This is a genomic window from Pedobacter sp. Leaf41, from assembly GCF_001422545.1.
Taxonomy (GTDB): Bacteria; Bacteroidota; Bacteroidia; order Sphingobacteriales; family Sphingobacteriaceae; genus Pedobacter.
Window position 1 is genome coordinate 33,566 of sequence record NZ_LMLE01000012.1, and the last position, 16,388, is coordinate 49,953.

Annotated in this window: 14 protein-coding genes; 9 read left to right on the top strand and 5 right to left on the bottom strand. The window is 36.9% G+C overall.

The genetic code is table 11. The features are described from left to right. Positions 1-21 precede the first annotated feature (21 nt). From ASE92_RS19720 to ASE92_RS19730, 3 genes are read right to left on the bottom strand one after another with little or no spacing between them, the layout of a single operon-like run. A complete protein-coding gene (locus ASE92_RS19720) occupies positions 22-780 on the bottom strand; it encodes a GLPGLI family protein (RefSeq protein ID WP_082455137.1) in 759 nt (252 codons plus the stop codon). Next, positions 781-1,533 (bottom strand): GLPGLI family protein, encoded by a 753-nt coding sequence (locus ASE92_RS19725; RefSeq protein WP_056851849.1) that lies wholly within the window; start codon positions 1,531-1,533, stop codon positions 781-783. It abuts the gene before it with no gap. A gap of 60 nt (positions 1,534-1,593) precedes the next feature. Then, on the bottom strand, positions 1,594-1,890 hold the full coding sequence (locus ASE92_RS19730; RefSeq protein WP_157255802.1) for a hypothetical protein: 297 nt from the start codon (positions 1,888-1,890) through the stop codon (positions 1,594-1,596). 254 nt (positions 1,891-2,144) lie between these two features. On the opposite strand from ASE92_RS19730, the gene ASE92_RS19735 reads away from it, so the two are divergent. The 9 genes from ASE92_RS19735 (at position 2,145) to ASE92_RS19775 (ending at position 15,062) form a co-directional block, all read left to right on the top strand. Beyond that, entirely contained in the window at positions 2,145-2,855 is a 711-nt protein-coding gene (locus ASE92_RS19735) for a LytTR family DNA-binding domain-containing protein (RefSeq protein WP_056851851.1), read from the top strand. Between the two features lie 29 nt (positions 2,856-2,884). Next, positions 2,885-4,084, top strand: a complete 1,200-nt coding sequence (locus tag ASE92_RS19740; protein WP_056851852.1) for an aspartate aminotransferase family protein — start codon at positions 2,885-2,887, stop codon at positions 4,082-4,084. 108 nt (positions 4,085-4,192) lie between these two features. After that, entirely contained in the window at positions 4,193-4,870 is a 678-nt protein-coding gene (locus ASE92_RS19745; protein ID WP_056851853.1) for a response regulator transcription factor, read from the top strand. 105 nt (positions 4,871-4,975) lie between these two features. Then, the gene (locus ASE92_RS19750) at positions 4,976-6,280 is read left to right on the top strand and encodes a HAMP domain-containing sensor histidine kinase (protein ID WP_056851854.1); all 1,305 of its coding nucleotides are present in this window, start codon (positions 4,976-4,978) and stop codon (positions 6,278-6,280) included. A 61-nt stretch (positions 6,281-6,341) separates the two neighbouring features. Next, positions 6,342-8,243 (top strand): 7TM diverse intracellular signaling domain-containing protein, encoded by a 1,902-nt coding sequence (locus ASE92_RS19755; RefSeq protein ID WP_056851855.1) that lies wholly within the window; start codon positions 6,342-6,344, stop codon positions 8,241-8,243. A gap of 349 nt (positions 8,244-8,592) precedes the next feature. After that, the gene (locus tag ASE92_RS19760; protein ID WP_235527403.1) at positions 8,593-11,448 is read left to right on the top strand and encodes a TonB-dependent receptor; all 2,856 of its coding nucleotides are present in this window, start codon (positions 8,593-8,595) and stop codon (positions 11,446-11,448) included. A gap of 11 nt (positions 11,449-11,459) precedes the next feature. Beyond that, on the top strand, positions 11,460-12,884 hold the full coding sequence (locus ASE92_RS19765; protein ID WP_056851857.1) for a RagB/SusD family nutrient uptake outer membrane protein: 1,425 nt from the start codon (positions 11,460-11,462) through the stop codon (positions 12,882-12,884). 151 nt (positions 12,885-13,035) lie between these two features. Further along, positions 13,036-14,478 carry a glycoside hydrolase family 30 beta sandwich domain-containing protein gene (locus ASE92_RS19770; protein ID WP_056851858.1) on the top strand — a complete coding sequence of 481 codons (1,443 nt, stop codon included), beginning with the start codon at positions 13,036-13,038 and terminating at the stop codon, positions 14,476-14,478. Between the two features lie 119 nt (positions 14,479-14,597). Beyond that, the gene (locus tag ASE92_RS19775; protein WP_056851859.1) at positions 14,598-15,062 is read left to right on the top strand and encodes a hypothetical protein; all 465 of its coding nucleotides are present in this window, start codon (positions 14,598-14,600) and stop codon (positions 15,060-15,062) included. 47 nt (positions 15,063-15,109) lie between these two features. Here the strand turns inward: ASE92_RS19775 and ASE92_RS19780 are convergent, their stop codons facing one another. Both ASE92_RS19780 and ASE92_RS19785 read right to left on the bottom strand, forming a co-directional pair. Further along, positions 15,110-15,526 (bottom strand): hypothetical protein, encoded by a 417-nt coding sequence (locus tag ASE92_RS19780; protein ID WP_056851860.1) that lies wholly within the window; start codon positions 15,524-15,526, stop codon positions 15,110-15,112. A gap of 151 nt (positions 15,527-15,677) precedes the next feature. Further along, entirely contained in the window at positions 15,678-16,364 is a 687-nt protein-coding gene (locus ASE92_RS19785; RefSeq protein WP_056851861.1) for an RluA family pseudouridine synthase, read from the bottom strand. Between the last annotated feature and the right edge of the window lie 24 nt (positions 16,365-16,388).

Consider the following 16,388-nt stretch of genomic DNA (forward strand, 5'->3'; position numbering starts at 1 on the left):
AGAGAAAGAAATATCTTGTCATTAAAACTTTTCTTGTGCTTCTGATAAGATGATAGTTACTGTACCTGTAGCACCATTTGCATAGGTATGTACAACCTTTGACATCTTCTCATAATCGGCTATTTTTTTATTGTAGATATAAAAAAATTCGTGATGTGTTAATAATTTTTCGTCTTTATATTCCATGGGAATTGTTAACAAGTTGGAATTAAACTTTGCCTTTAAGTCAATAGCTGTTAGTTCATAAACAAACTTTTCCTGGCTATCGCTAACTTTGATGATTAACCCAGGTAAGTTTCCGAATTTCCACGGACCTAGTGCAATCGGAATAGATTCTGCAAACCAAGCAATGTAATTTCGACCTCTAAAGCTTGCAGTAGCCTGAATACAATCATAATTCGAAATACGCTTATGTACTGAAGTTATTTTCCATTTAAAATTATTTAAGGTATCTGTTATTAAATAATTTTTAGAACCAATATGATCACTCAAGATTAATTGTTGATTAGCTATATTTTTAAATAGAAAAGGTCTTTTCTTGGTATTGATAACCCTTGTTTCGATAACCTCTGTTTCTGATTTTTGTGTAATTGTCGGAATTATTTTCTTGGGAATAAAAAACTCTATAGATTTATTATTACCGAAGTAGATAATTTTATCAATCTTGTTGTATCCAAAAGTTGTTTTGATGGTCACGCTATATTTTAAGACCCCGCTGTTTTGTGCAAAAGAGGATATGAAAACAGATAATAAGAGGAAATTTAGTAGCACTGTTTTCATTTAGAATTTTTCCATTTTGATAGGTAGTACTATTTCTCCAGAAGACACACTTCCATCGTTTCCTGTTTCAACTACGTTTGCCATTTTCTTATTATTCAAAACAGCTCTATGATAGCGTTTAATAAATTGATTATGAGAGATAGCTTTGTCTTTTGTATACTCATATGGTATAGAAACTATATTATCATTAAACTTAGCTTTCAAATTTATTCCAGTTAGCTCATAATTAAAGATTAGTTCATTATCATTTAAATTAACGATTAATCCTGGCAAGCCACAAAATTTCCATGGTCCATTTTGAACAGGAACATCTTCTGTAAACCAGGCAATATAGTTTCTCCCTCTAAACTTAGTCGTTGCTTTAATACAATTGAACTTGGAGATTTTCCTTTTTTCTCTAGTAATCGTCCATTTAAAATTTTGAAGGGTATCAGTTATTAACTGTGTTCTAATTCCCAGATAGTCGGCAAGGATCATTTTTTTTATTTTGAAATCTTTAAAAACAAAACCTTCTTTCCCCTTAATAACTACGGTACGTGTTCTTTCATCAATGTCTTGAGTTTTTATTGCACTCGCAGTGGCAATTTCGATCGACTTATTATTGCTCAAGTAAACAATGTAGTTCACACTATTAGAAGGAAATTCCTTATCACTAATCGTAAATTTATAATTAATTATCCCTTTAATCTGAGCATTCGCTTGTACATTATATACTACCAGCGCTATCAGCAAAATTTTATACCAACTTCTCATCACGTTCTTTATTTATGTAAAAAGTAGGAACTATTATATAAAATATTTCCTACTCCAAATTTATCCAACAGGAACAATTGCTGGTTCTTCAACTACTTCTTCATCACTATCATCTGTCGTACTCTCCTCTAAAATAGGTGTAGATAAGATAGGCATTTGAGCCTTTGCATTCGCCATAGCTTGCGCACAGGTCGACCCATAACCTCTATAGTAGGCTACAACCAAGCCACCGGAATTTTTCACAGATATAATTGCAAGGCAAGACCTCATCGAGAGTTGACTTGTAATTACTAAATCTCTTCCAAAAGTCACTGCGCTCATTACGCACATCATCGCAATAAATAATAATTTTTTCATTGCTTTTTGTTTAAGGTTTAACATTAAATAATTACCTCAAACCTCATTTATTAAAAACTAAAATAAAATTTTTGGCACCAACAACCAACGAAACGACATGAACAACAAACGAGGCGACATGAACGACAGTTTTTAACTTTCAAATATCTTTCTCAAGTATTTTTATTTTGGAATAGCAAGTTATTTATATAGTTTTGTTACAATCATTCCTTAATTAATACACCCAAATTTTAACGCTCAATTAAGGATAAGATATGTTTACTTGCATCGCCATTGATGATGAATTTTCAGCTTTAGAGCTGTTAACCGATTATATCGCCGAGGTTCCTCAACTTAAATTATTAAAAACTTATACCAATCCATTATTTGCATTAACGGCTATAGAAAAATCGGCAAAACCCTTTGATATTGCTTTTTTAGACATCCAAATGCCAGAAATGAATGGATTAGAATTAGCTAAACGCATTAGACATAAAATTAAGAAGTTAGTATTTACTACGGCAAATGCGACTTATGCGGTCGATTCTTATGATTTAGATGCAGATGACTTTTTACTAAAACCGTTTTCCAATTCAAGATTTCAGCAATGCACTAAAAAATTATTTAAAAGCCTTATAGAGGTTACGCCAGAAAGCATAAAAGAATTTATCCTGGTCAAAAGTGCAGAACAACGCAATCAATTTATTAAAGTAAAAATCATTGATATTATTGCAGTGGAAGCACAAGAGCGATCAACAAAGATTTTCACGACCCGAGGGCTAATCAATTCCAATTCAAGTTTAGCAGAAATGTTAGCCTTACTTGATCATGAAAAAAGATTTTCAAAAGTTCATCGTTCTTTTATCGTTGCCGAAAACCAGATCAAAATCCTGGAGCGTTCTTATATAGTACTTTACAATGATTTGAGAATTTCAATTGGCAGAAAGTATGCTGATTTTTATGATATGATGGCAAATAAAAAGTAGAATAAACATCATTTCCGTACTTTTGTGCCATGCTTACCCAACGTCAGTTGTTTTTACAACACAATGCACAAACCTCTCCCGAACCTTTAATGCTCGAATTTGTAAGAGCAAAAGGGGTTCACATCTACGACTCATCCGATAAAAAACACTTAGATCTTATTGCCGGCATTGGCGTAAGTAATGTGGGCCATTGCCATCCAGCGGTGGTTAAAGCCATACAAGAGCAAGCCGAAACCTATATGCACTTAATGGTGTATGGCGAATATGTACAAACGCCACAGGTAAATTTTGCAAAGGCATTGGCCGATGTTTTACCCACAAATTTAAGCTGTACTTACTTTTTAAATTCGGGGACGGAAGCGGTTGAGGGCGCTATGAAATTGGCTAAACGTTATACGGGCAGGACAGGATTTATCGCCTGTAAAAATGCTTATCATGGCAGTACACAGGGAGCAGAAAGTTTAATGGAGAGCGATTTCTATTCTTCGGGATATGGACCGTTTTTACCAAATGTAAGCTTCATTGAACACAATAACTTAGCTGATCTTGACAAAATAACAGACGAGATAGCCGCTGTTTTTATCGAACCCATTCAGGGTGAGGCTGGAATTCGCGTTGCCGATTTAGCATACATGCAGGCTTTACGGGCAAAATGTACCGAAACCAAAACACTTTTGATTTTCGATGAAATCCAGTCGGGTTTTGGCAGAAGTGGAAAAATGTTTGCTTTCGAACATTATAACGTTGTTCCTGATGTTTTACTGTTAGCTAAAGGAATTGGCGGCGGAATGCCTATTGGTGCATTCATCAGCTCGTTGGAAATCATGTCGGTACTATCGCACACGCCAATATTAGGCCACATGACAACCTTTGGTGGCCATCCGGTTTGCTGTGCAGCGGGCTTGGCTACCTTAAGAACATTGGTAGACAATAATATAGTAGAGGCAGTAGAAGAAAAAGGTCAACTTTTCAAGTCGTTGCTGAAACATAAAGCCATTAAAGAAATAAGAGGCAAAGGTTTAATGCTTGCTGTAGAGTTTGAATGCTTCGAAATCAACAAAAAAATTATAGATGCCTGTATTTTGGATGGCGTATTATCAGATTGGTTCTTACATTGTAGTAATTCTATGCGCATCGCCCCTCCCTTAATCATTACAAAAGAGGAAATAGAAGAAGCCTGCCAGATCATTTTAAAAAATATTAACTTAGTTGTTGAGCTGAAAGACTAAAGACCAACAAAAAACTAGGTTTAAAACTGATTTGTAAATTCGAAATCAATAAAACACATATTCTTTACACCCAATCTTGATACTCGCTACTAAATACTTAATACTCATATGAACGTACTCATAGTTGAAGATGAAAAAGGCCTGGCGCTCGAAATGGATGAATTTCTAAGCAAAGAGGGTTTCATTGTAGAGCATGCCTGGAAAAAGTCATCCGCCGAGGAAAAGATTTTTGTAAACAATTATGACTTCATTTTACTTGACTTAGGCTTGCCAGATGGTGATGGCTTTGAGGTTTTGAAACAGTTAAAAGGGTTAAAAGACCGTGATGACGCCGTGATTATTTTGACCGCCAGAAGCGCAGTAGATGACCGAATTAAGGGTTTGGATGAAGGTGCAGATGATTATTTACCAAAGCCCTTCTCGCTGAATGAGCTTTTAGCCCGCATGCATGCCATCACCCGAAGAAAGCACAAATTAGAGAAAAATGAAATCAACATTCACGATTTCTTGCTGAATATTCAAAATAGAACGGTCTCTTTTGGCGAAGAAAGGCTAAACCTCACTAAAAAGGAATTTGAAATTTTCAATTATTTGGTGCTAAATAAAAACCGGGTAGTTTCAAGAATGAGTTTGACTGAACATGTGTGGGGCGATATTTTAGAAGTCAACTCTGATTCGAACTTTGTGGATGTGCATGTAAAAAACCTAAGAAAAAAGCTGATTGCGATTAGCCCGATAGATTGGTTTGAAACAGTGAGAAGTATTGGTTATAGGATCAATTGTTGATCAAGTCTGGAGAGTGAAGTCCGATGAAAGTTTGAAGCGTGTTTGAAGCCTATTTCACAAATACACCAAGGAACAAATGAGCCATTGAACTATTGAACCAACCAAATGAAGTTACAAGTTAAGTTTTCTTTGTATAATGCCATCACTAAAATTGCAATCATTGTAGTATTGGGAGGGATTATACTGTTCTCCTTAGATAACATTGCCTTTAACCATTTTGATAACCGGTTAATAAAAAAGAAGAATCGAATTATTGAGCACCTCAACGAAAACGAGATTGACAGTCTGCTAAACAAAGAACAATCGTTTACAGATTATAATATTCTAAAAGAAGAATTTATCGTCTTGACAGATATATCAGATAATCAAAAAAAAGCTTCAGCTAAAATAATTACCGAAAAACGTGAAATTGAAGGCGATGTTGAGGTGTACAGAATTCTGAATTATAAATTTTCGTACCACACTAATTGGTACAATTTAGAGATCGGGGAATCGATGACAGCGCTTTCGTCAATTAAAAATACCATTAGATTTTATATGTTAATGGTTTTGTTCGCTGCGTTAATCATCACCTTGATGACCGATTATTTCTTTTCCAATTATTTGCTGAAACCTTTTTATACCATCATCGACAAAAAGATAAACCTCGTTAACGATCCTGCTCATTACAATTACGATAACATTCCAACCAGCACGGATGATTTTAAAATTCTAGATAACAGTATAAATTCTTTGATGAGAAAAATTAGTACGCTATTTGCACTAGAAAAGCAGTTTATAGCCAATGTTTCTCATGAGTTATTAACCCCAATCTCTGTTTTAAGCACTCGTTTCGAGAATATGCTAAATACACCAGATATTCCGGAGGAGCATGAAAACAAAATCTACGCTTCCCTGAAAACGCTAAATAGATTAAAGGTGATTATCAACAGTCTGCTATTAATATCCAAAGTGGAGAATAATCAATATTTGAAAACTGAAAAAATTAGCCTGAAACAGGAGATAAATGATATTTATGAAGATCTGGAAGATAGAATTTCCGATAAGAATATCCGCTATGATTTATCCATTACACAGGATTTCAAGTTTTTGGGCAATAAAGCACTCATCCATATATTATTAAACAACCTGATTAATAATGCAATAAAATATAATGTGGCCGGTAGTTTTATTAACATCACAGGCGAAACTTGGCATCCTCATTACAAACTGACCATAGGTGATGGTGGTGTGGGCATGGATAAAGAACTATTAACAAACGCCTTCGACCGCTTTAAGCGGGGAAATACGGAGGAAAATGGTTTCGGCTTAGGGTTGGCAATTGTGCAAAGTATAGCCAAATTTCACAATATTGAAGTCGAAATTCAATCTGAGGAAAATAAAGGCACAAGCATTTCTCTTATTTTTTAAAATGAAATTGCACTGATACGCTTATTGCTAACTGCTTAAGCAAATCGTTACCTTTGTATTAATGCAATTATCGTTTCTGAAGAAAATATTTTTATTATCCTTTACCACTTTGCTGCTGGCTATTTCCGGCTTAAAAGCGCAAAAACTTGTGGAGATAAATGACAGCATTCCGCAGCATATATTCACGTTTAAAGAAATAGAATTTTTTGAAGATGCAAAAAACGAGTTTACGTTTGAACAGATAAAAAGTAAAAAATTCGATCAGAAATTTAAAGGAAGCATATCCAGCACGCCACAAACTAAAAATCTAAACAAAACCTATTGGTTCAGGATTAAAATTAAGAACAATGAAAAGGCAAGGAAGCCATTTCTGTTAGAATTTTTCGATCAAACGATTGATCAGATTACGGCATATATCCCTCAAAGCGATCAACGTTATAAAATCGAAAATCTTGGAGATGCGAACGTTTTTAATAAGCGCCTGATTCACCATAAAAACTTTGAAGTCCCTATTCAAAATGATGGTAACGATGCTCAGGTTTATTATTTCAAGATCAGTTCTTCCCAAATTGCGGATGTAATTATAGTGCTAAGATCAGCAGAATGGTTTATCTCTTATGCCCTGGATGAGTATTTCTACTTTGGAATATTCTATGGGATGATTTTGGTCTTTAGTTTTTATAACCTCATTATGTTCATCGCCATTCGGCAGAAACAGTATTTATATTATGTTCTTTATAATTTGAGTGTTGGCTTTTTCGAAATGAGCAGTGATGGCATTGCCTATCAGTATCTGTGGCCAAATTCTCCGGTGTGGAACCAGGTGGCTTATGCGTTCGCACTATGTGCAACCAGCATTTTTGCCTTACTATTTACACGAGAATTATTGTTTGTTAAAGCCAAAGCACCGAAATTAAATCAGCTCATTGTTGGTGTAATTGTAATGCGGTTAATCTTTTTTGCTTACTGTTACCTCTTCGACCAAACGCTTTTCAGCTTCAAATTCATTGAGGCTATTCCACTTGCTGTTGCATTTTTTACTGGTGTCTACATTTATAAAAATGGTTATCAGCCGGCACGTTTTTTTGTATTGGGTTATAGCTTTTTGTTTCTTGGCTTTGCAATGAAATTTTTGATCATGCTAGGTTTTAGCTGGCTGAATTTTGGAGTAGTAAGCTATTATAGTTTGAGCTTTTGTTTCGTATTGGAAATGGTCTTTTTATCGTTTGCCATTGGCGATAAAGTTCGATTGCTGAAACTAAAAAAAGATAAAGCACAGCAAAAAATCATCAGACAGATGGCAATTAATGCAAAATTGAAAGACACTGTTAACCAGGAACTAGAGAGCAAAGTAGAAGAGCGCACGCGGGAGGTTTACCATAAATCAATCATTATCGAAAGTAAAAACCAGGCTTTAGAAGAAGCGAACGCTCTACTGCAAAAACAGGCTGAAGAAATTTCGAGAATGAACGTACTGCTGGAACAGGATAATGAAGAACTTCAAACCAGTGTAGAGAAAGTAACGCGTGATCGGGTGATGAATACCGAGGTCGACTTTGAGGAATTCAGCAAAATCTATCCTGACAAGGAAACCTGTTACGAATTTTTGGCGGAACTGAAATGGAACAAAGGCTATCACTGCCGTAAATGCAGCAACGACCATTATTTTTCCGGCCATATTTTACACAGTCGCCGCTGTAGCAAATGCGGCTATGAAGAATCGGTTACTACTTATACCATTTTTCACAACACAAGAATTCCGATCAATAAAGCCTTCTACATGATCTTCCTGATCTATTCTTCAAAAGGAAAAATTTCTTCTCACAAGCTTTCCGAATTGCTTTCCATTAGGCAAAGCACCTGCTGGACCTTTGGTACTAGAATCAAAAAAGTGATGGATGACCGTAAGAAAACGCTCAAAAAAGGTGGGAAAAATGGGTGGAGCCAATTGGTGATCGAGTAAATCGACCTCGAATTCCGCTATTTTCCTTCTGGATTAACAACAAAATCTTAACAAAAAGTTAAGGTATTTAAGCGTATCATTTTCTCGCTGACAGCATGCTTAACCTACTCGCTTACGTGCTGATAATCAACGCAAAAACCTAAATTTTAAGTATGGTACTTAAGCGTATCAAAAACAACACAAATAACTAATTATCAGTAACTTACAGAAAATTTAATCTCTTAAAAACTTGCTTTTAACATTAAATGAATAGTAACTTTACATCCTATAACAATTAGCAAGAGCAAAAATTATGAGAAAAAAGTTTACATTGCTTATGGTATGTATTCTATGCGGAATCTCTTTGAGTATGGCACAGAATATAACTATAAAAGGGCTGGTAAAAGATCAAAAAGGTCTGCCTCTGCCTGGAGTTTCTGTAAAAGTTAAAGGAACTAACCAAGGTGCTTCAACCGCAGATAATGGAACATACACCATATCTGCTCCACAAAATTCAACATTAGAATTTTCTTTTATCGGTTTCAAAGCCGTTGAAGAAACAGTGAATAACCGTACAACAATTAATGTGACGTTATCTGATGATAACCAACAGTTAAACGAAGTTGTAGTAATTGGTTATGGGACTACTACAAAGAAAGATTTAACCACGGCTGTTGTTTCGGTATCATCAAAAGATCTCGAAAATCAGCCAATTACCAATCCGTTGCAAGCCATTCAAGGTCGTGCGGCTGGTGTACAGGTGAGTTCTCAATCGGGTAAACCTGGTGCAGGAATTTCCATCAGCATCAGGGGAAATACCTCAATTACTGCATCTAATAGCCCCCTATATGTTATTGATGGAGTAACTTCAAGAACTGCAAGTTTTGTAAATGCAAACGACATTGAGTCGATGACGATTTTGAAAGATGCATCTGCAGCTGCCATTTATGGTTCAAGCGGTGCAAACGGTGTGGTTTTGATTACCACCAAAAAAGGTTCTGCAGGCAAATTAAAGGTAGCGCTCAATGCTTTTACAGGTTTTTCTAATTTCTGGCAAGAACAAGAAGTTTTGAACAGCGATCAATACGTTGGTTTAATGAGAGAATTAGGCTATACCTCTTTTGGCGGCACCAATAATACCGATTGGCAGAAAGAAACCTTTGGAACAGGCAAGCAAAATCAATATCAGGTTTCCCTCTCTGGCGGCACTAAAAGTGGTCAATACTATTTCTCGACTGGCTACCAGCAAGATCAGGGTGTTGTTGCACCAGCGAAATTAGATCGTTTGACGGCTAACTTCAACGGTACGCAAAACATCACACCATGGTTGAAATTGACTGGAAATGCAGTATTAACATCCAGCACCTCTATCGATGTTGGCGATAATAGCAGTGTTTCTCGTGGTGGTGTTATCTTAGGCGCATTAACAACTCCTCCTACTATCGGTATTTTCGAACCAAACGGACAATACACTACTATTCCAAATGCCGGTGGTTGGGATAACCCTCTTGCACTAGCATTCGGTTCTAATAATAGAACTAGAAACTTTAGATTTATTGGCGCTTTCGGTGCACAATTGAATTTCACTAAAGATCTATATTTGAAATCTACCATCAGCACCAATAATAACAGAAACTTCTATCGCTATTTTACAGATAATTTCCTGACAACTTATGGTCGCCAGGAAAGAGGTGTTGTACGTGATAATACAACCAGAGAAGGGGTTTGGTTGAATGAAAATATCTTAAACTACACTAAGAACGTGGGCAAAAATGCTTTCACAGCAACAGGTGGTTATACCATTCAATCATCAGATTGGAAATACAACAACAATGAATCTACCCGTTTTTATGATGTATCAGGGAATCCGACAGCACCATCTGTAGCCTTAACTATTCCTCAAAGAGCGCAATGGAGCAAACAATCTTATTTGGCACGTGTAACTTATGCTTACGATAGCAAATACTTGTTCAGCTCAAATTTTAGGGCCGATGGTTCTTCAAGATTTGCTAAAGAAAACCGTTTCGGTTATTTCCCTTCGGTTTCTGCTGGATGGAGAATTTCTGGCGAAAACTTTATGAAAGAAAGCAAAACCATTGATGATTTAAAACTTCGTGGTAGTTGGGGTAAAGTGGGTAACGATGAAGGTATTGGAGATTACGCTTACTTAAAACTATATAGCGTAAATGCACAAGGCGAATACAATCTTCAAAATCCGGCTAATAATGCACTTACCTGGGAAAAAACAACTCAAACCAACATCGGTTTGGATTTAACCATGTTTAAAAGCAGAATTACCTTTAGCGCTGATGCTTATTTGAAGAAGACAAATGACTTATTGATCAACGTCCAATTGCCTCCATCATCTGGTTTTGGCAGCCAGGCTTATAATGTTGGCTCAATGGAAAATAAGGGTTTAGAGTTTACTTTATCCACAAAAAACTTCGATCGTGAAAAATTCAAATGGACTACCGATTTAAATTTCTCACTAAACCGTAACAAGGTTACCGATTTAGGTTCTACAACACAATCTTTGGATTTTGCGGGTATTTATGAGCGTGACGCAGCTGTAAGAGTAGTTACAGGAATGCCATTAGGAAGCTTTTACGGATATCAATTCACAGGTGTTAATCCGGCTACAGGTGCGGCGATGTATGCTGACACCAATAACAACGGTGTAACTGGTTCTGCTGATCCAGGTGATAGAACTTTTATCGGTTCTGCCCAACCTAAGTTTATCTACGGAATGACCAATAATTTAACTTACGGAAACTGGAATCTGAATATCTTTTTCCAGGGTGTACAGGGAAGCCAATTGTTTAATGCAACCAGAATTGACTTAGAAGGAATGTTTGATTCTAAAAATCAATCTGCTGTGGTGTTGAACAGATGGACAACCCCAGGCCAGATTACAAATATTCCGAAGGCACTAAGAAGCAGTTCAGAAAATTCATTAACGTCTAGCCGCTTTGTTGAAGATGCCTCTTACTTACGTTTAAAAACAGCTACGTTATCTTACAGCTTTGGTCAGTCAGTTTTAGAAAAATTAAAAATGAGCAAAATTACCTTGTTTGCAACAGGTTACAACTTGCTTACTTTCACTAACTATTCTGGTTTAGATCCAGAGGTAAATGTGAGCGATGCAAATGGTCCAAACATGGGCGTTGATTTTGGTACCTATCCTCAATCTAGAAGTATATTGTTCGGTGTTAATATTGGATTTTAAGAATTAAGAAAATGAAACTAAAAATATATTCATTAGTAGCCGCAGCAGCACTGACTATTACGATGCAAAGCGGTTGCAAAAAAGATTTCCTTGATAAACAACCATTTAACCAGGTTACTGGCGATGTGGCGTTTACAACAGCTGCTGGAGCAGAGAAATTAATTTCGGGTACTTATGGAGGCATGTACAATGACTACCATATTTGGGATTACATGGTAAATGGCGATGTAACCTCTGATAATGCTTATGCAGGCGGCGATAACCCAGCTAATATTCAAATAGATTTATTCACCACAAACTCCACTAACGGAAACGTTGGCCGGGATTGGAGTGGACTATATTCGAACATTAAAAATGCAAATGAGGTGTTGGAAAATGTACCTAACATTCAAGATCCAGCTTTAGATGCCAATGGTAGAAGAGGTCAGATTTTGGGAGAAGCAGCCACCTTGCGGGCTTATTTTTACTTCCATTTGGTACGCTTATGGGGCGGTGTTCCTTTGGTGCTAAAATCGCCAACTACTTTGGAAGAAATGCAAAAATCCCGTTCTTCTGCTGATGAAGTGTATGCTCAGGTTATTAAAGATTTAGAATATGCCTTGCCACTGGTACGCACAAGCGCTCCAAACAAAGGAATCATCACAAAAGGTATCGTAAACGCATTATTAGCTAAAGTTTACGCTTCAAAACCTAATCCAGATTGGACAAAGGTGCAGCAATATGCTGATGCAACCATCAACGGAGGTTATTCATTAATTGGTTCTTTTGATCAACTGTTTGATGGCGCACACAAAAACAATAGCGAGTCGATCTGGGAAATGCAGTACGATGGCTGGGGTGGTCCTTCTGGTCGTGGTAACTGGATGACAGGCGTTATTGTCGGCACAGGATGGAAACGTTTTTGTACACCAACAAATGATTTAGTGGCTGCGTTTGATTCCGAAGGTGATGTGATCCGTAAAAATTCGAGCATTAGTTTTAAAAATGTATCTACAGAAGGCTGGTCTGATGATTATTGGTCGAAATCCAATTATCCTTTCATTAACAAATACAGAAATGATGATTTGGCTAACTCTTATATTATTCGTTTGGCCGACATTAAATTATTAAAGGCAGAAGCTTTAAATGAGTTAAGCGCATCTGGTTGGTCAGCAGCAGCTCCAATTGTAAATGAAATTCGCGGTCGTGTGAAGTTAGGTGTTACCCCAGCTGCAAACCAGGCTGATATGCGTTTAGCAATCGAAAAAGAAAGACGTTTAGAGTTGGCCTTTGAAGGTCATCGCTGGTTCGATTTATTAAGAACAAATAGAGCGGTTGCAGTGATGAATAATCAAAAAAATGGTAGCGGCGCTAACCTAAATTATAATGTTACTGCGGGAAAATTATTGTTCCCGATCCCTCAGGCAGAATGGGATAGAAATCCGAATATTCGCTAGAAGACCAGTAATGCATTTGATCAGCACAATTCTATGGATAAGCGTTGATCAGAAAATTTTATCACACACAAATCAAATTTAAAGGGCGGAGCTTATAAAAGCTTCGCTCCTTTATATCATCCTACCCTATTGTATAAAAACCGAAAAGCTAATGAAATCTATCTACAATATTAGCCTTGCTGTAAGTCTATTCTTCGCAGCTTGTGCCTGTAGAAAAAATACCACTACAGCCAATCAAGAAAAGCCAACCAATTCCGATCCCATTAAAACCGAAGTGGGTTTTTGGCTGACCAAGGGAGACCAGTCTCAGCTCTTGAGCAAACAGGATGTGGCGCTCAACTTTAGCGAATCCACAAATTCTAATCCCACCATCGAAGTGGATCAAAATACAACTTTCCAGGAAATTGATGGGTTTGGCTATACCTTAACGGGTGGAAGCGCAAGTTTAATTAATGCACTGCCCGCAGCCGAGAAAGATAAACTACTACATGAACTTTTCGCTTCAGCTGATGATGCAATTGCTGTAAACTATATCCGGGTAAGCATTGGGGCATCCGATTTAAGTGCCTACCCATTTACTTATAACGATTTGGGTGATGGCGAAACCGACGAAACCTTGACAAAATTTACCATCGCAAAAGAACAAACGGATTTAATCCCGATTTTGAAAAAAATTGTAGCCATTAATCCGAAGATTAAGATTTTGGGTTCTCCGTGGACTGCTCCTACCTGGATGAAAGGCAATAAAAGTTTTATTGGAGGTAATTTAAAACCAGAATACTATCAAGCTTACGCGAAGTATCTGGTTAAATATATCCAGGCAATGAAAGCCGAAGGTATTACAATTGATGCCATTACGCCACAAAATGAACCCCTACATCCTGGGAATAACCCAAGTATGTACATGTCGGCAGATGAGCAAGCCAGCTTTATTAAAACCGCTTTAGGACCAATATTTAAAAGCAGTGGTATTGCTACAAAAATCATTATTTATGATCATAATGCCGATAAGCCAGAATACCCGATTACTGTTTTAAACGATGCTGAGGCCAAGAAGTATATCGACGGTTCGGCATTTCATTTATATGCTGGGCCAATCTCTGCGCTAACACAAGTCCATAATGCGCATCCAGATAAGAATGTTTATTTTACAGAGCAATGGGTTGGCGGGCCAAGTAATTTTGGAGAGGATTTGAAATGGCATGTTTCAACCTTAATTATTGGCGCTACCCGTAACTGGAGCAGGAATGTTTTAGAATGGAATTTGGCTGCCGATCCGAACTACAATCCACATACCGATAAGGGCGGCTGTACATCTTGTTTAGGGGCCATTACCATTGCACCTGCGATTAGCAGAAATGTTGCTTACTATGTTATTGCTCATGCGGCTAAATTTGTTCCAGCTGGTTCTATTCGGATAGCATCAAACATTACCAATAACCTTCAAAACGTAGCCTTTAAAACACCAGATGGCAAAAAAGTCTTGATCGTTTGTAATAACAATAATAACGAAACAACCTTTAATATTCGTTTTGATGGAAAAATAATAACGAGTACTTTGGATAAAGGTGCCGTTGGAACTTATAAATGGTAAAAACTTTGTTTAATTGTTTAGATAGCCCCGCTAAAGCGGGGTTTTCTATTTACCGGATATTTATTCTCATCAAATCTTGGCAGGCTGTTTGCATTAACTTATTCATCAATCCTTAATAAATGAAAAAATTAATCCCTACCCTCAGCATTGCCATTTGTTTAATGGCTGCTTGCCAATCTAAAAATACCGATTCCGATGCTGGAGATTCAACTTCGGCCAATTCTAAAGAAATTGACCAGTCAAAGCAATGTTATCAATCCATAAAAAACAGAGATACGGCAAATCTATCTTTAAATGTGGAAGATGAGAAAGTAACCGGCTCTTTATCTTATAATCTATTCGAAAAGGATAAAAATAACGGAGTAATCTCTGGAATAGTGAAAGGTGATACCATCATTGCCGATTATACATTTCAATCTGAAGGGACTACCTCTACCCGTCAGGTGGTATGGTTAAAACAAAATAACCAGTTAGTTGAAGGTTTTGGAGATGTAGAAGAAGTTGATGGAAAAACTCAATTTAAAGACTTAGGAAAACTGGGCTTTGGTAAGTCTCTTATTTTTAATAAAATCGATTGTAAATAAAAAATGGGCTTGTAAAAACAAGCCCATTTTTTATTTACTAAAGTCGTTTATTTTACAGCTTCTTTTGCGGCAGCTCCCCACTCTTTGCTAACTTTAGTCATGTAGTCGGTATATTTTTGAACTTCATCTGGTTTCAGTTTGGTTGCCCAGGTAGATGCTGTTTGAGCCCAGGTAGAATATTTTATAGTTAAATCCTTAACCTGTGTTTCGTTTTTGCTTTTTAATGCGCCAATATATTCATCTTTCAGCTTAGCATATTCCGCTAAACCCTTATTCACTTCATCACTCGAAAAAGATGGAACATCAGATTTTAGTTCTTCGGTTTTAACTGTTGTTTTTACTGTTGTATCTCCACGAACAACCATAGTATCGCTGCTCTTTGTTGTTTTGGTTGTGTTTTCGCATGAAACAAGCGTTGCAGCTAATAGGCCAACTGCCGCAATTGATAAAAATGTTTTTTTCATATTATTTGGTTTTGCTTTGCATAACCTATGCAAAAAACAATGCCAAACATTTTAAACTTCCTAAGGCAGCTTTGAATAGCTATTGGCAATGACAATAAAATATCATGGGGATTTCGTGACCTTAAATGGGGAAAAAAATACCAATACTGAATTACATATTTTCGAAACGTTCCCAAAATCCGTCAACAGGTAATTTAGCGAAAATGTTTACCGGCTCCTTTTTTACAGGGTGCAAAAACTGTAACCTGCGTGCATGAAGGCAGATGCTTCCTTTGCGACTACCTCGTGGATAACCATATTTGTTATCCCCTACAATCGGGCAATCCATCGAAGATAACTGAACCCTGATTTGGTGCGATCGGCCCGTAATTGGATCAACTTCTAAAAGATAATAACCATCTAAATTTCCAATTAAGCGGTAAGAAAGTTCTGCTCTTTGACTATTGGCTACTTCATTTTTATAATAAGTAACCACATTTTTCTGTGGATTTTTAATCAGCCAGTGAATTAGCGTAGCAGCTTCCTTTTCGGGTTTATTTCTTACAACGGCCCAATAAGTTTTCTTTACTTCGCGATTTTTGAAAGCAGCATTCATGCGCTCTAAAGCCTTACTGGTTTTGGCAAATAAAATTACGCCGCTAACCGGTCTATCCAAACGATGCACCACACCTAAAAAGGCACCGTTCGGCTTATTATATTTTTTTGCAATGTATTTCTTTACCTGTTCATCCAGGGGTTCATCGCCGGTTTCATCCACCTGAACGATATCTCCTGCTCGTTTATTAATGGCAATGAGATGGTTATCTTCAAAAAGTATGTCTTTTTCAGTGATTGGCATCGGCTAGTTCATTGGTTCATCCGT

Bases quoted from the DNA above. Each gene is read 5' to 3' on its own strand.
- ASE92_RS19760 (WP_235527403.1), top strand. From the start codon at position 8,593: ATGGCACAGAATATAACTATAAAAGGGCTGGTAAAAGATCAAAAAGGT.
- ASE92_RS19785 (WP_056851861.1), bottom strand. From the start codon at position 16,364: ATGCCAATCACTGAAAAAGACATACTTTTTGAAGATAACCATCTCATT.
- ASE92_RS19720 (WP_082455137.1), bottom strand. From the start codon at position 780: ATGAAAACAGTGCTACTAAATTTCCTCTTATTATCTGTTTTCATATCC.
- ASE92_RS19740 (WP_056851852.1), top strand. From the start codon at position 2,885: ATGCTTACCCAACGTCAGTTGTTTTTACAACACAATGCACAAACCTCT.
- ASE92_RS19735 (WP_056851851.1), top strand. From the start codon at position 2,145: ATGTTTACTTGCATCGCCATTGATGATGAATTTTCAGCTTTAGAGCTG.
- ASE92_RS19765 (WP_056851857.1), top strand. From the start codon at position 11,460: ATGAAACTAAAAATATATTCATTAGTAGCCGCAGCAGCACTGACTATT.
- ASE92_RS19725 (WP_056851849.1), bottom strand. From the start codon at position 1,533: ATGAGAAGTTGGTATAAAATTTTGCTGATAGCGCTGGTAGTATATAAT.
- ASE92_RS19770 (WP_056851858.1), top strand. From the start codon at position 13,036: ATGAAATCTATCTACAATATTAGCCTTGCTGTAAGTCTATTCTTCGCA.
- ASE92_RS19755 (WP_056851855.1), top strand. From the start codon at position 6,342: ATGCAATTATCGTTTCTGAAGAAAATATTTTTATTATCCTTTACCACT.
- ASE92_RS19775 (WP_056851859.1), top strand. From the start codon at position 14,598: ATGAAAAAATTAATCCCTACCCTCAGCATTGCCATTTGTTTAATGGCT.
- ASE92_RS19745 (WP_056851853.1), top strand. From the start codon at position 4,193: ATGAACGTACTCATAGTTGAAGATGAAAAAGGCCTGGCGCTCGAAATG.
- ASE92_RS19750 (WP_056851854.1), top strand. From the start codon at position 4,976: ATGAAGTTACAAGTTAAGTTTTCTTTGTATAATGCCATCACTAAAATT.
- ASE92_RS19730 (WP_157255802.1), bottom strand. From the start codon at position 1,890: ATGAAAAAATTATTATTTATTGCGATGATGTGCGTAATGAGCGCAGTG.
- ASE92_RS19780 (WP_056851860.1), bottom strand. From the start codon at position 15,526: ATGAAAAAAACATTTTTATCAATTGCGGCAGTTGGCCTATTAGCTGCA.